This is a genomic window from Motilibacter deserti, from assembly GCF_011250635.1.
Classification (GTDB): Bacteria; Actinomycetota; Actinomycetes; order Motilibacterales; family Motilibacteraceae; genus Motilibacter_A; species Motilibacter_A deserti.
Map to the genome: position 1 here is coordinate 586,849 of NZ_JAANNP010000002.1, position 13,766 is coordinate 600,614.

A 13,766-nucleotide genomic window follows, 5' to 3' on the forward strand; every position below is an offset into this window, starting at 1 on the left:
GCCAGGGCCGCGTGGACGGCCCTGGCACCCGGACGTGCGGGGGTCAGTCCCCGGCGGCCTCGCGGATGAGCGCGACGACGTCCGCGGGGCGGCTCATCATCGGCACGTGCGAGGTGTCGACCTCGACCGTGCGTGCCCCGGCGCGCGTCGCCATGAAGCGCTCGGACACGGGCGGGATCACGTGGTCCTGCTTGGCGACCATGTACCACGACGGGATCGTCTTCCAGGCGGGCACGCCCGACGCCTCACCGAACGTCGCGAGGGCCGCGGGCCGTTGTGCCGCGGCCATGACGGCGGTCTCACGCGGGTTGAGGTCGCCGGCGAACACCTCGTGGAAGTCGGCCGGCTTGATGGAGCCCTCGAGGCTGGCGGCGCCCGGCCCCGGCCCGGGCCAGCCGCGCAGGTCGACGTGGTCGAGCAGGTGCGTGTTGCCGCCGGCCAGGGTGCTGGCCGTCTCGACGTTCTCGCCCTGGTCGAGGGCGAAGGCCGCGATGTAGACCAGCGCCTTCACGTTCGGGTTGCCGGTGGCCGCGTTGGTGATGACGGCGCCGCCGTAGGAGTGCCCCACGAGCACGATCGGCCCGGGGATCTGCTCGATGACCGAGCGGACGTACGCGCTGTCCCCGACCAGGCTGCGCAGCGGGTTCGCCGGCGCCACCGCGGTGTAGCCCCGGCGCTGCAGGCGCTCGATCACCTCGTTCCATCCGGAGGCGTCGGCGAAGGCGCCGTGGACGAGGACCACGGTGGGCTTGGGGGCGTCCTTGGAGGCGGCGGAGCTGACGGGGGAGTTCAGGGTGGCGAGCAATGCCGCGGCGGCGAAGAGCCCGGCGGCACGGCGCAATGTCCGGCGTTGTAGTCGCATGCGGTCCTCCTGCTGGTGCTCGAGTGGAATGGCGGAAGCGGGCCGGCCTCGCGCTGCGCCGTCGGAACGCTTTTCGGCCGGCTGGCCGCCAAACTAGGAGCGGGCATTCGGCGGTGTCCCGGCTGTGCGTGCACAGCCATCGGCTGGGCGTGCAGCGTGATCTTCCGCAGCCGCCCGGTGACGCGATAGCGTCCGGGGACGACGGCCGGGTCGGCTCGGGGGTGCTCCCATGGCGTTGCTGCTCGACACCGCGGCGATCCCCGGTCCGCGGGCGCGGTTGGACGCGTTCCACGGCGCGTGCGAGGCCGCGGACGTCCCGTGGCACGTGGTGCACGAGAGCCCGCAGGAGGGGCTGCGCTCGAGGATCGAGTACTGGCAGGTGGGCGGGCTCACCCTGCTCACGGAGTCCAGCGGGGGCATCTCGTGCCGGCGGACGGCCCGCGAGCTGCGCGTCGCTCCGCGCGAGGTCCTGGTGCTGAGCGTGCAGCAGGGGGCCGAGTGGGCGGCCGAGACGCAGGGGACGACCCGCACGTCGCTGACCAGCGAGCTGTTCCTCAAGGACCTGACGACGACGTCGAGCTACGTGCGCCGCGGTGCGGGCTCGGCGCATTTCCTCTTCGTGGACCACGCCCAGCTCGGGCTGCCGGCCGAGGACGTACGCCGCGCCGTCCGCCGCCTCGAGTCCAGCCCGCTGGTCGACCTGCTGCGCGACCACCTGGCGGGGCTGGTCGCCGCGGCCCGCGTGGTGGCGCCCGGCCCGGCTACGGCCGCCCTGGCGGCGGCCACCACGGAGCTGCTGCGCGCGCTGGTGATGACGGCGGCGGACGAGGACGGCGCGCCGCGGGCGTACGCGCTGGCAGAGACGCTGCTGCCGCGGGTCCGGCTCTACATCGCCCGCCACCTGCAGGACCCGGGCCTCACGCCGGCGCGGATAGCGGCCGCGCACGCGGTGTCGCTACGCCAGCTCTACAACGTCTGGTCCGAGAGCGGGGAGCCGACGCTCGCGCAGTTCATCCTCGCCGAGCGGCTGGCCGGGGCGCGGGCCGAGCTGGCGTCGCCGGCGGCGCAGGGCCGGACCGTGGCGTCGGTGGCGTCGGGCTGGGGGTTCGTGGACGCGACGCACTTCGGGCGGCGGTTCCGGCAGGCGTACGGCGTGAGCCCGGGGGAGTGGCGGCGGCAGGCGCTGGCGGCCTGACCTCGTCTTGTCCACAGGCAGTGCGCTGGGGCTGCGTGCGGCACGCGGGTTGTCCCCAGCCTCCCCCGGAGACCGCGCCCGGGCGCTTAACCTCGTACGTCATGGCGAGCGGCGTGCGGAAGATCCCCGGGGTGAGCGAGACGCTCGCCGCGGCCGTTGCCGCGCTCGGGGGCGCCGAGCGGCCGGGCCAGGTCAAGATGGCCGAGGCGGTCGCCGACGCGATGGAGACCGGCGAGCACCTGCTGGTCCAGGCCGGCACCGGCACCGGCAAGTCGCTGGCCTACCTCGTGCCCGCCCTGCTGCACGCCGCGCGCGGGGACGGGCCGGTCGTGGTCGCGACCGCGACGCTCGCGCTGCAGGCCCAGATCGTCGACCGCGACCTGCCGCGGCTGGCCCACGCGGTGTCGCCGCTGCTCGGGCGCAAGCCGACGTTCGCGATCCTCAAGGGCCGCTCCAACTACGTCTGCAAGGCCAAGCTCTCCGGCGCCGTGCCGGACGACGACGCGTCGGCGCTCTTTTCAACGCCGTCCACGCCGCTCGGCAAGGACGTGCAGCGGGCGCGCGAGTGGGCGGGCGAGACCGAGAGCGGCGACCGCGACGAGCTGGTGCCGGGCGTGTCGCAGCGGGCGTGGCGGCAGGTCAGCGTGACCTCGCGCGAGTGCGTGGGGGCGCAGAAGTGCGCGTTCGGCCAGGAGTGCTTCGCCGAGCTGGCCCGGGCGCGGGCCGCCGAGGCCGACGTCGTGGTGACCAACCACGCGCTGCTGGCGATCGACGCGCTGGAGTCCTTCGCGATCCTGCCCGAGCACGACGTGGTCGTGGTCGACGAGGCCCACGAGCTGGTCGACCGGGTGACCGGTGTCGCGACCGCCGAGCTGACGGCCTCGATGGTCGAGCGGGCGGGGTCGCGGGCGCTCAAGCTGGTGGACGACGAGGCCGCCGACCTGCAGGACTCGGCCACCGAGCTGGCCCGGGCCATGGACGACCTCGCGCCGGGACGGCTTCCGTCGCCGCTGCCCGCCGCGCTCACCGACGCCCTGATCACGATGATGGACGCGGCGCGCGCGACCCAGTCCGCGCTCAACCGCGTGAAGGAGGCGGAGGAGGGCGACAAGAAGGCCGCCCGGGCGGCGGTCGACGCGGCGTACGAGGTGGCCGACCGGCTGCTCACCCAGTCCGCGTGGGACGTGGCCTGGGCCTCGGTCAACGAGCGCGGGCCGTCGGTCTCGCGCAGCCTGCACGTGGCGCCGCTGTCGGTCGCCGGCCTGCTCCGCGACCGGCTCTTCGGCGAGCGGACCGTGGTCTGCACCTCCGCGACGCTCGAGCTCGGCGGGTCGTTCGACCTGGTCGCGCGGTCGCTCGGGCTCGGCGTGATCACGATCGACGGCGAGGACGTGGCCGGGTCGTCCTACGCCGCGCTCGACGTCGGGACGCCGTTCGACGCCGCGCGGCAGGGGATCCTGTACGTCGCGTCCCGGCTCCCGCAGCCCGGCCGCGAGGCGATGGCACCGCAGGTGCTGGACGAGCTGGAGGCGCTGGTCTCGGCCGCCGGGGGCCGCACCCTGGGACTGTTCTCGTCGATGCGCGCCGCGCAGGAGGCGGCGTACTCGATGCGTGAGCGGCTGGACGTGCCGGTCATGCTGCAGGGCGAGGACACGACCGCCGAGCTGGTGCGCCAGTTCTCCTCGACGGCGTCGTCGTGCCTGTTCGGGACGATGTCGCTCTGGCAGGGCGTGGACGTGCCGGGGTCGGCGCTCCAGCTGGTGGTGATGGACCGGATCCCGTTCCCGCGGCCGGACGACCCGCTGATGGCGGCGCGCAAGGACGCGGCGGGGCCGGCCGGGTTCCAGACGGTCTACACGGCGCACGCGGCGCTGCGGCTGGCGCAGGGCGCGGGCCGGCTGCTGCGCGCCGTGACGGACCGGGGCGTGGTGGCGATCCTCGACCCCCGGCTGACGACGAAGTCCTACGGCCGGTTCCTGCGCGAGAGCCTGCCGCCGTTCTGGATGACGACCAACCGCGAGACCGTGCTCGAGGCGCTGCGCCGGATCGACAAGGACGCGCCGCCGATCGTGCCGGTGCGGGTGCCGCCGCCGCGGGCGGGAGCGTTGACGGCCGCTTCGGGGTAGGGGCGGCCCATGGCTGCGAAGGACCGGCTGTCGACCTACCGCTCGATGCGGTCGGCCGAGCGCACGCCGGAGCCGGTGCCGGCGGAGGGGCCGTTGCCCGCGGGCAACGACGACACGTTCGTCATCCAGGAGCACCACGCGACGGCGCTGCACTGGGACTTCCGGCTCGAGCGCGGCGGGGTGCTGGTCTCGTGGGCGGTCCCCAAGGGGCTGCCGACCGACCCGAAGCGCAACCACCTGGCGGTCCACACCGAGGACCACCCGATGGACTACGCGTCGTTCGCGGGGGAGATCCCGCACGGCGAGTACGGCGGCGGCCAGGTCTACCAGTGGGCGCGCGGGACGTACGAGACGGTCAAGTGGACCGACCGCGAGGTCCAGGTCGTGCTGCACGGCGGACCCGCGGAGATCGACGGCGCGAAGTTCGTGCTGTTCCAGACCGGCGGCAAGAACTGGATGGTGCACCGCATGAGCCCTGCCCCTGCCGCTGCCTCGGGGAGGTCGTGGGCGCCGTTGCCCGAGCTCATCAAGCCGATGCTGGCCACGGCCGGGTCGCTGCCCCCGCCCCGCGACGACGACCAGTGGGCCTTCGAGATGAAGTGGGACGGCATCCGGGCGGTCGTCTACATCGAGGGCGGCCGCGCGCGGGCCGTCTCGCGCAACGACCTGGACGTCACGGGCGGCTACCCCGAGCTGCGCGCCCTCGGCGAGGCGCTCGGGTCGCGGCAGGTCGTGCTGGACGGCGAGCTGGTGGCGTTCGGCCCGGACGGGCGCGTGTCGTTCGGGGCGTTGCAGCAGCGGATGCACGTACGCGGCGCCTCCCAGGTCCGGTCGCTGGCGCGCTCGGTGCCGGTGACGTATCTGATCTTCGACGTGCTGCACCTGGACGGGGAGTCCACGCTGGAGCTGCCGTACGACGAGCGCCGTGCGCTGCTGGAGGGCCTCGGGCTGGCCGGGGCGCGGTGGGCGACGCCGCCGGTGTTCGTGGGGGGCGGGGCGGACGCGATGGCGGTGTCGAAGGCCCAGGGGCTCGAGGGCGTGGTCGCCAAGAAGCGGGACTCGACGTACGACCCGGGGCGGCGCTCGGGGTGCTGGGTCAAGGTCAAGCACTTCCTCACCCAGGAGGTCGTGCTGGCGGGCTGGAAGCCGGGGGAGGGGCGCCGGCGCGGGGGCATCGGGTCGCTGGTGCTGGGGGTCTACGGCGACGAGGGGCTGACGTACGTCGGGAACGTGGGGACCGGCTTCACGGCGGCCGCGCTGGCGGACCTGGAGCGCACGCTCGCGCCGCTGGAACAGGCGCAGAGCCCGTTCGACGTCGAGGTACCGAAGACACACGCCAAGGACGTGCATTGGATCTCACCAACCCTGGTTGGTGAGGTTGAGTTCGGTAACTGGACCCGAGACGGAAGACTGCGTCACCCTTCGTGGCGGGGCCTGCGACCCGACAAGCGGGCCGAGGAGGTACGTGTAGAGCCGCAGGGAAACGGCTAGGCTGCACCACGTGGCCGATCGAGAGTGGACCTTCCTCAGCAACCACGGGCACGTGCTCGTGGCCATCGCCCAGGACCCGGAGGCTCGGGTCGTGGACATCGCCGAGCGCGTCGGCATCACCGACCGGGCCGTGCAGGCCATCCTGAACGACCTCGAGGCGACGGGGTACGTGCGACGGACCCGCGAGGGGCGTCGGAACACGTACCGCGTGCTCCGCGGGGGCCGGCTGCGGCACCCGCAGGAGAAGAAGGTGCGCGTCGGCGGGTTCCTGGAGCTGTTCGGCGCCTGATCCGCACTTCACGGGTGGCGGCCGCTGCGGCGGCCGTCTGCTCGTGATTGGTCGGTGTTCGAGGTGCTGGCCTTCGGTGATCACCGTTGCGCGCATCCGGGTGCGGGTGCTGTTCCTGGGGTTGCCTCGGCCGTCGCCGTCCTCGTCGCTCCTCCCGGCTGGCTCGGGGGCGCCGTTTCGTGGTCTCGCGCCGGCGTGGCGGGGCGCGTACGCCCTCCGTGTGACCGGGCCGTCACCCGTCTGTGGATAACGCCAGCGGGGTGCGTGCGCACTAGCTACGGTCCCGGTCATGCGCCTCAGGTCCTTGAACGCGGTGGCCGCCGCCGGGTCGGCCGTGATCATGCTCGGTGGGTGTGGTGGTGGGGGTGGCGGCCAGGCTGCGCCGGCGGTGGTCATCCCGACGCAGGTGGCGAGTGTGAGTGCTCGTCCGGCGGCGCCTACGCCGACGGTGGACGTGACGTCTGAGACGTACGAGAGCGCCAAGAGTTTCGTCGGCCACTACGTCGACCTCGTCAACTACGCGTATCGCACGGGGGACGCGCGCCCGATGCGGTCGCAGAGCCTCGCTGAGTGCGTAGCTTGCTCCAGGTACTCAACCTCGGTGTCGGACGTGTTCTCCTCAGGCGGCCACTTCGAGAAGTACGCGATGGAGGTCACCGACCTGGCCGCTCCGGGGCGAGCTGGCACGGAGGTGCAGACCGTCATGGTCACCCTGGATTACGACGGCCTGGTGTGGGTCGACAATGCAGGAAAGCGGCGGTCTGTCGATAAGCCTGCTAGCGACGTTCGTCTATTCTTCCGACTGCAACACGCCGGTGATGGGTGGCGGGTTGCGGGCATCGACAGCGGTGCGGTCACGTGAGCGTCATGAACAACGAGCGCCTCCGGGTCAGCAAGACTTTCATCCTGTGCTTCGTGGCGGCGATGGCACCAGCCGGCGCGGCGTCTGCTGTCGGGGTCACGCCCGCTCCGTGCGGCGGTCTCAGCTGCACGCCGGGGTGGGGGGTGACTAGCCCAGGAGCTACCACCCGACCAACTTCCCCTCCTGGATCGTCCGCACCGTCCGGCGACGTCCACGAGGGCCCGTACGTCGAACGGGCCTATACGCCAGCGTGCGACGGAAACACGCCCGGGGACGTCGTGGACCCCGGATGCACTCGCGCGACAACAGGCTGCGGCCCCGGCGAAATCAGAAGCTGGATCTGGACTCGCACGGTCACTCCTCCAGCTCCTCCTCCCGATGTATGGACGTTGGGTGATCTGGTCTGCCGAAGTGAGTCAGCGCCGGCGCTGGAGGAGCCGCGGGCTACGCCGGAGCAGATTTACGAGGCGTATCGTCACCTGCCGGTGAAGCGTGCCGACGTCGGCGTGCAGCCCGAAGGGAGAACCCTGGTTGGTCTCCCGACAATTTTCTTCACGCGAGTTTCAGATGAATCGCGATGGGAGGACGTGCGAGTAGCTGGGGAGGAGATCGACTTCATCGCCACTCCCGAGAAGTACATCTGGCACTTCGGCGACGGCATCGAGCTGACGACGACCGACCCCGGCAAGCCATACCCGAACCAGACCGTTACCCACAAGTACATGGACTCCGGGGCCACCGTCCGCCCTTCCGTCACCGTCGTCTGGGCCGGTAAGTACCGGCACCACGACGAGACGGTCTGGCGCGAGGTCCCGGACCATGTCGAGGCGGACGGTCCGACGGTCGCCTTGGAGGTCGCGTCAGCCGGATCGGAGCTGGTCAGCGGCGAGTCGTAGGGGCGTCCGGATCATCCACAAACGTGTCACGAAGCCCTTTGCCGAGAGTGCTCTTACTGCTACGCTCCACCTCGGTCGCAGAGGTTCGTGCGTGTGTGCGTAAGTTGCGTGGCGCTCGCAGTGGATCGTTCACGCGGGCGTGTAGGTCCCATGCAGAGGTGGGGCCCCCGTGGCGACCAGAGCCAGGAAGGTTCGAGGTTATGGCTCAGGGCACCGTTAAGTGGTTCCGTGACGACAAGGGCTACGGGTTCATCGAGCAGGACGGCGGCCCCGACCTGTTCGTGCACTTCCGCGCCATCCAGGGCAACGGGTTCAAGACCCTCGCCGAGGGGCAGCGCGTGGAGTTCGACACCGAGCAGGGTCAGAAGGGGCCGCAGGCGGTCAACGTCCGCGTCGTCTGAGACACCCCTAGACTTCGACTAAGCCCCGCCGGCCAGCAGGCCGACGGGGCTTAGTCGTTACGCCGAGCAACATTTCTGGCCTCGCTTGCGGCCGTCCTCGTGCCTGCATTCTTTCGCCATGCAACCGGCGCCGTTACGAGCTCGTTAATAGTCGACGTCGCACGTGACAGCTGGCTGCACTCAGACCTTTCGCAGGACCGCCACGACCCGTCCCAGAACGGTTGCGTCGTCGCCCGGAATGGGCTCGTAGGCAGCGTTGTGCGGCAGCAGCCAGATGTGGCCGTCGCGACGGCGATACGTCTTGACTGTCGCCTCGCCGTCGATCATGGCTGCCACGATCTCGCCGTTGTCCGCGACCGGCTGCTGTCGCACCACGACCCAGTCGCCGTCGCAGATCGCGGCCTCGATCATCGAGTCGCCCCGGACCTCGAGCAGGAACAGCTGCCCGTCCCCGACGAGCCGACGGGGGAGAGGGAACACGTCCTCGACGGCCTGCTCCGCGAGGATCGGGCCGCCCGCGGCGATCCGCCCCACGAGCGGCACGTAGCTCGGCGCCGGTCGCTCGTCGAGCTCCCCTGTCTCGTCCGGCACCTCGTCCAGCTCGGGCGACACGACCTCGATGGCCCGGGGGCGGTTCGGGTCCCGTCGCAGGTATCCCTTGCGCTCGAGCACCCGCAGCTGGTGCGCCACGCTGCTGGGGCTCGTCAGGCCGACCGACTCCCCGATCTCACGCATGCTCGGGGGGTAGCCGCGGCGCTCCACGTTGTCGCGGATCACCTCGAGCACCTTGCGCTGGCGGGGGGTCAGCCCCGAGGCGTCGGCAGGCCCGTCGGGGATCTCGCGGACGCTCACGCGCTCCTCCAAGTCGTACTGCGCACCCTCGCGGACGCCGGTCAGCGCCGCGATCTCTGAGGCAAACGCTAGCGAGGACGGCGGTCCCGTTCAAACATGTGTTCGATTCGGCGTGTTGCTTGTCGGTCCCAGGTGGTACAACACGTACAGGTGTTCGATCGAACGCCTGTACGAGGACCTGGAGGCTACTGATGAGCACGCTGACCGTCGCACCCCGCCCCCTGTCGCACCCGCAGCAGGCCGTCTCCCACCTGCGCCTCACGACGCGGGGCAAGGCCGTGATCGTGGTCGCGCTGGCGATCCTTGCGCTCCTCGCCCTCAGCTGGGGCCGCGGGGGCGGTGTCCAGGCCTCCTCCACGTCGGCCGGTCCGGCCACCGCCTACACCAGCGTGGAGCCCGGAGACACGCTCTGGGCCATAGCGCTCAGAGTCGCCCCCCAGGACGATCCGCGCGACACCGTCGACCGCATCCTCGAGCTCAACGCCCTGACCACGGCCAAGATCGAGCCCGGTCAGCGGCTGATCGTGCCGTTGTCGTGACCTGCTGAGCTGCGGGGTCTGTTGACATCCCGTCCGAGGGCCCGGTCACACTGCGGACGCGGAACCGATTCCGTGCGGATTGTCGGGCTGTTGCCCGCCGGGCTTGCCGTCCTGGTCGGCCATCACAGCCACGTCCGTCCGCCCATCCTGCCGGCTCACGTCGAGGGGCCGGCGAGGCAACGACGCCTTCCGGGAGACCGCATGAGACTTCCCAGCCGACTCCGCCGCCCGCGGACCGACGTGCTGACCGCCGCCGCGTCCGCCAGGCCTGGTGTGAGCGCCCCAACGAGCAGCCGTCCGAGCGCCTCTCCAGGCCGTACCAGGGCCAGGACGTCGCTGCATCGCCTGACGGCTGTCGCCCTGGCTCTGCCGATGCTCGCCGCCTCGGGAACCATCGCCAGCGCCGCCACGGTCGCGACCGCCCCCGCCGCGCTGGCTGCCGAAGGGCCAGCGGTGACGTCGCCGGACGGTCTCCTGGCGCTCGCCGTATCGACCGACGCGGGCCGCCTCACCTACGAGGTCACGCGGGCTGGGCGCAGCCTGGTGCTGCCGTCGGCCCTCGGCCTCCGCCTGACCGACGGCACCACCCTGGGGAGCGACGTCACGGTGACCGGCACCTCATCTCGTGCCAGCGACACCACCTGGCGGCCGGTCTGGGGTGCCGACCCCACCGTGCGCGACGACTTCCGGGAGCTCACCGTGGGGTTCCGGCAGGCCGACGGCCGCACCTTCAACCTCGTCGTCCGCGCCTATGACGACGGCGTCGCCTTCCGCTACGACGTACCCGCCCAGCCCGGCCTGCCTTCGCTGCAGATCGTCGACGAGGCGACCGAATTCGCGCTCACCGGCGATCCGGACGCCTGGTGGACGCCGCGCTCTCTCGCGTACGACGGGGACGAGCAGCTCTGGCGCTCGACCGCGTACAGCCAGATGGGGTCGAGCATGACCCCCGCGACCTTCCGCTACGCGGACGGCACGCACCTGTCGATCCACGAGGCCGACCTCGTCGACTACGCGGGCATGACCCTCGTCAAGGAGGGGCAGCGCCTGCGCGCGGCTTTGACGCCCACGCCGGGCCGCGCCGCGGCCGTCGTCACGTCCACCGGCCGCGCGACGCCGTGGAGATCACTCACGATCACGGGGGACGCGGCAGGGCTCGTCGAGTCGCACCTGCTCGAGAACCTCAACCCGCCCTGCGCCATCTGCGACCAGGACACCTCCTGGATCCAGCCTACGAAGTACGTCGGGATCTGGTGGGCGCTGCAGCACGGCGCGTTCACCTGGGAGACCGGCCCCAACCACGGTGCCACGACCGCGCGTGCGAAGCAGTACATCGACTTCGCCGCGGCGCACGGCATCGGCGGGCTGCTCGCCGAGGGGTGGAACGAGGGCTGGGAGGGCTCCTGGGCCGACCAGGACTTCGTGAACGCTACGCCCGACTTCGACCTCGCGGAGGTCGTCGCCTACGGCAAGAGCAAGGGCGTCGAGTTCATCGCCCACAACGAGACTGGCGCCTCGCTCGACAACTACGAGCGTCAGATCGACCAGGCCTTCGCGCTCTACGAGAGCCTCGGGATCCACTACCTCAAGACCGGCTACGTCGGTCAGATCCCCGGCCAGTACACCTACTCGCAGCGCTCGGTGAACCACTACCGGACCGTGCTGGAGAAGGCCGCGCAGCACCAGATCAACGTCAACTGCCACGAGTGCATCCATGCCACCGGCGAGGTGCGGACCTATCCCAACGCCATCTCCCGCGAGGCGATGCGCGGCCAGGAGTACGACGCCTTCAGCGAGGGCAACTCGCCCGAGCACACACTGATCCTGCCGTTCACGCGCATGTTGTCGGGTCCCATGGACTACACGCCCGGCATCTTCGACATCTTCTGGGACCCCCGCAACGCCGGTCGCCGCGTCCACACGACCGTTGCCAAGCAGCTGTCGTACTACGTGAACTACTTTTCCGGTGTCCAGATGGCGGCTGATCTGCCCGAGCACTACGAGGGCCGGCCAGGGCTGGAGTTCATCGAGGACGTGCCCGCACGGTGGGACCAGACCGACGTGCTCTCCGCGGCAGTCGGCGACCACCTGGTGACGGCCCGGCGGTCCGGAGGCGAGTGGTACGTCGGCGCGATGGCGGGCGAGCGCGCGCAGACGCTGCGCTACCCGCTCTCCTTCCTCGGCAGGGGCGACTGGGTCGCCGAGTCCTACACCGACGCGCAGGCCACCGACTACACGACCAACCCGACCGCGCTCACGATCGACCGGTCCGTCGTGACGCGCAAGGACACCTTCGTCGCCGCGCTCGAGCGCAGCGGGGGGCAGGCGGTCCGTTTCCGGCCGGCCACCGCGGCCGACCTCGCCGAGCTCCCACGCTACGTCGAGCCCGAGCTCGACGTCGTGTCGGTCGCGGCACCCGCAAGCGCCCAGGAGGGGGACCTGGTGACGATCACCGCGACCGTGGCCAACGCCGGCTCGGTGCCCGGCGGCGACGTCGTTACGATGAGCGTCAAGGGCGGCGCCGTGACCCAGTCGCGCAACGTCCGGGTGGATGGCGACGGCACGCGCACCGTCGCGTTCCAGGCTCGGCTCACCGGCCGGCACAGCGCTCGCGTCATCGTCGGGGACGAGCGGGTCACCGTACGCATCGAGCACCCGTCCGACGCAGTCCCGGCACCGACCGGGCTGCGGGTCACCCGGTTCGCCGGCTCGCTCGTCGCCCTCGCGTGGGACATGGTGCCCGGCGCGAGCTACCAGGTGTTCCGCCGCAGTGCCGACGGCATCTACGAGGAGCCGATCGCGGTGCTGCCGGCAGGGGCGACGAGCTACCTCGACACCGGAGTCTCGATCGGCGGGACCTACTCCTACGTCGTCCGCGCCGTCGTCGAGGGGCGGACATCCATCCCGTCGAACGAGGTGACCCAGACGACGTCGGCGCAGCAGGTGCAGGTCACCTGGCGGGTCCGCGTCCCCGACTTCACCCCGCCGGGCGACACGATCTACATGCCCGGCTCGATCCCCGAGCTCGGGCCATGGGACCCGGGCAAGCTCGCGATGACGCGGGTCGGCCCGAACCTGTGGGAGGCCAGCCTGTCGCTGCTCGAGGGCACGACTGTGGACTACAAGTACACCCGCGGCAGCTGGGCCAAGGTCGAGGACTGGGGCGAGATCGTCGGGACGAACAACCGCCGGGTCACCGTCTCGTACGGGACGACCGGCGCCCAGCTCGTCAACGACACCTCGACCGACCCCGCGACGCCTGACATCCACGAAGCGGTCCGGTCCTGGATCGACGTCCGCTCGTGACGCCTGATCGGGGCGGTCGGCGCTGACACGTCCACAGCCGCGCTCGTCCCCGCCGGCGCTGCGACAGCGCCGGCGGGGGAGAGCGGACACGCACGTCGTGTCTCCTCGGCGACGCCGCTGCGTGCCCGATCGGCGCGACACGCCCGACACGCCGAGCGCCCGAAATCTGCTTTGCACCGCGCGACCTGCGACGACGCGATCACGCCCCGACCCCCGCTTGCGGCCTTGGGGTTGGGCCACCTAAGGTCCACTACATCTTGTACTTACACCCGTGTAAGTCATCCACATGTGGTCCCCAGCTTCTCCCGAGGTTGTCCCCAACTTCGTGCACAGGCCGGGCCCCCAACGCCTGAGGAGGCAGCGGTGCACTGCCCGTTCTGCCGCCACACCGACTCTCGCGTCGTCGACAGTCGGGTGAGCGACGACGGTGCCAGCATCCGGCGCCGCCGGCAGTGCCCGGAGTGCACGCGCCGCTTCACGACGCTCGAGACCGCCAGCCTCGCCGTCATCAAGCGCAGTGGCGTCACCGAGCCGTTCAGCCGGGCCAAGGTGCTCGTCGGGGTCCGGAAGGCCTGCCAGGGCCGCCCGGTCACCGAGGACCAGCTCGCCCTGCTCGCCCAGCGCGTCGAGGAGGCCATACGCCTCTCCGGCTGCGCCGAGGTCGAGGCCCACGAGGTGGGACTGGCTGTCCTCGAGCCGCTCCGCGAGCTCGACGAGGTCGCCTACCTGCGCTTCGCCAGCGTCTACCAGGGCTTCGACTCCCTCGAGGACTTCGAAGCCGCCATCACCCTGCTGCGCGCCGAGCGGGATGCGGTGGGCCTCGAGCCCGCCGCGGGCTCGGCGAGCGGCTGACCGCGTACGAGGCCGACGTTGGCCGGATCGGACGCGAACGAGTCTCAGCTGCCGGAATGGCCTGAGATGCCCAGCTTGTTTCACATCTATGAGGA

Annotated in this window: 12 protein-coding genes; 10 read left to right on the forward strand and 2 right to left on the reverse strand. The window is 71.3% G+C overall.

Annotated elements, in window-relative coordinates; all coding sequences use genetic code 11:
• Positions 1 to 43 precede the first annotated feature (43 nt).
• Positions 44 to 862, reverse strand: coding sequence for an alpha/beta fold hydrolase (locus G9H71_RS07625; protein WP_166280301.1), 819 nt, complete (start codon positions 860 to 862; stop codon positions 44 to 46).
• A gap of 229 nt (positions 863 to 1,091) precedes the next feature.
• Here G9H71_RS07625 and G9H71_RS07630 point away from each other — a divergent pair, with 229 nt between their 5' ends.
• From G9H71_RS07630 to G9H71_RS07660, 7 genes are all read left to right on the forward strand, one after another.
• A complete protein-coding gene (locus G9H71_RS07630; RefSeq protein ID WP_166280303.1) occupies positions 1,092 to 2,057 on the forward strand; it encodes a helix-turn-helix domain-containing protein in 966 nt (321 codons plus the stop codon).
• A gap of 101 nt (positions 2,058 to 2,158) precedes the next feature.
• Positions 2,159 to 4,183 carry an ATP-dependent DNA helicase gene (locus G9H71_RS07635; RefSeq protein WP_166280305.1) on the forward strand — a complete coding sequence of 675 codons (2,025 nt, stop codon included), beginning with the start codon at positions 2,159 to 2,161 and terminating at the stop codon, positions 4,181 to 4,183.
• A 9-nt stretch (positions 4,184 to 4,192) separates the two neighbouring features.
• Entirely contained in the window at positions 4,193 to 5,674 is a 1,482-nt protein-coding gene (ligD, locus tag G9H71_RS07640; RefSeq protein ID WP_166280307.1) for a non-homologous end-joining DNA ligase, read from the forward strand.
• Positions 5,675 to 5,684: 10 nt separating this feature from the next.
• Positions 5,685 to 5,963, forward strand: coding sequence for a helix-turn-helix transcriptional regulator (locus tag G9H71_RS07645; RefSeq protein WP_331272816.1), 279 nt, complete (start codon positions 5,685 to 5,687; stop codon positions 5,961 to 5,963).
• Positions 5,964 to 6,252: 289 nt separating this feature from the next.
• On the forward strand, positions 6,253 to 6,825 hold the full coding sequence (locus G9H71_RS07650; protein ID WP_166280309.1) for a DUF6318 family protein: 573 nt from the start codon (positions 6,253 to 6,255) through the stop codon (positions 6,823 to 6,825).
• A gap of 485 nt (positions 6,826 to 7,310) precedes the next feature.
• Complete coding sequence (locus G9H71_RS07655; protein WP_166280311.1) at positions 7,311 to 7,721, forward strand: hypothetical protein; 411 nt, start codon at positions 7,311 to 7,313, stop codon at positions 7,719 to 7,721.
• 200 nt (positions 7,722 to 7,921) lie between these two features.
• Positions 7,922 to 8,122: a cold-shock protein gene (locus G9H71_RS07660; protein WP_166168190.1), complete on the forward strand. Its 201-nt coding sequence runs from the start codon at positions 7,922 to 7,924 to the stop codon at positions 8,120 to 8,122.
• Between the two features lie 180 nt (positions 8,123 to 8,302).
• Here the strand turns inward: G9H71_RS07660 and lexA are convergent, their stop codons facing one another.
• Positions 8,303 to 8,986: a transcriptional repressor LexA gene (gene lexA, locus G9H71_RS07665; RefSeq protein WP_407939677.1), complete on the reverse strand. Its 684-nt coding sequence runs from the start codon at positions 8,984 to 8,986 to the stop codon at positions 8,303 to 8,305.
• A 179-nt stretch (positions 8,987 to 9,165) separates the two neighbouring features.
• On the opposite strand from lexA, the gene G9H71_RS07670 reads away from it, so the two are divergent.
• From G9H71_RS07670 to nrdR, 3 genes are all read left to right on the forward strand, one after another.
• The gene (locus tag G9H71_RS07670) at positions 9,166 to 9,513 is read left to right on the forward strand and encodes a LysM peptidoglycan-binding domain-containing protein (RefSeq protein ID WP_166280313.1); all 348 of its coding nucleotides are present in this window, start codon (positions 9,166 to 9,168) and stop codon (positions 9,511 to 9,513) included.
• Between the two features lie 372 nt (positions 9,514 to 9,885).
• Positions 9,886 to 12,819: a glycoside hydrolase family 97 catalytic domain-containing protein gene (locus G9H71_RS07675; RefSeq protein ID WP_166280315.1), complete on the forward strand. Its 2,934-nt coding sequence runs from the start codon at positions 9,886 to 9,888 to the stop codon at positions 12,817 to 12,819.
• A gap of 363 nt (positions 12,820 to 13,182) precedes the next feature.
• Entirely contained in the window at positions 13,183 to 13,671 is a 489-nt protein-coding gene (nrdR, locus tag G9H71_RS07680) for a transcriptional regulator NrdR (protein WP_166280317.1), read from the forward strand.
• Positions 13,672 to 13,766 lie beyond the last annotated feature (95 nt).

Bases quoted from the DNA above. Each gene is read 5' to 3' on its own strand.
- G9H71_RS07675 (WP_166280315.1), top strand. From the start codon at position 9,886: ATGCTCGCCGCCTCGGGAACCATCGCCAGCGCCGCCACGGTCGCGACC.
- G9H71_RS07670 (WP_166280313.1), top strand. From the start codon at position 9,166: ATGAGCACGCTGACCGTCGCACCCCGCCCCCTGTCGCACCCGCAGCAG.
- G9H71_RS07650 (WP_166280309.1), top strand. From the start codon at position 6,253: ATGCGCCTCAGGTCCTTGAACGCGGTGGCCGCCGCCGGGTCGGCCGTG.
- G9H71_RS07635 (WP_166280305.1), top strand. From the start codon at position 2,159: ATGGCGAGCGGCGTGCGGAAGATCCCCGGGGTGAGCGAGACGCTCGCC.
- G9H71_RS07625 (WP_166280301.1), bottom strand. From the start codon at position 862: ATGCGACTACAACGCCGGACATTGCGCCGTGCCGCCGGGCTCTTCGCC.
- ligD (WP_166280307.1), top strand. From the start codon at position 4,193: ATGGCTGCGAAGGACCGGCTGTCGACCTACCGCTCGATGCGGTCGGCC.
- G9H71_RS07630 (WP_166280303.1), top strand. From the start codon at position 1,092: ATGGCGTTGCTGCTCGACACCGCGGCGATCCCCGGTCCGCGGGCGCGG.
- G9H71_RS07660 (WP_166168190.1), top strand. From the start codon at position 7,922: ATGGCTCAGGGCACCGTTAAGTGGTTCCGTGACGACAAGGGCTACGGG.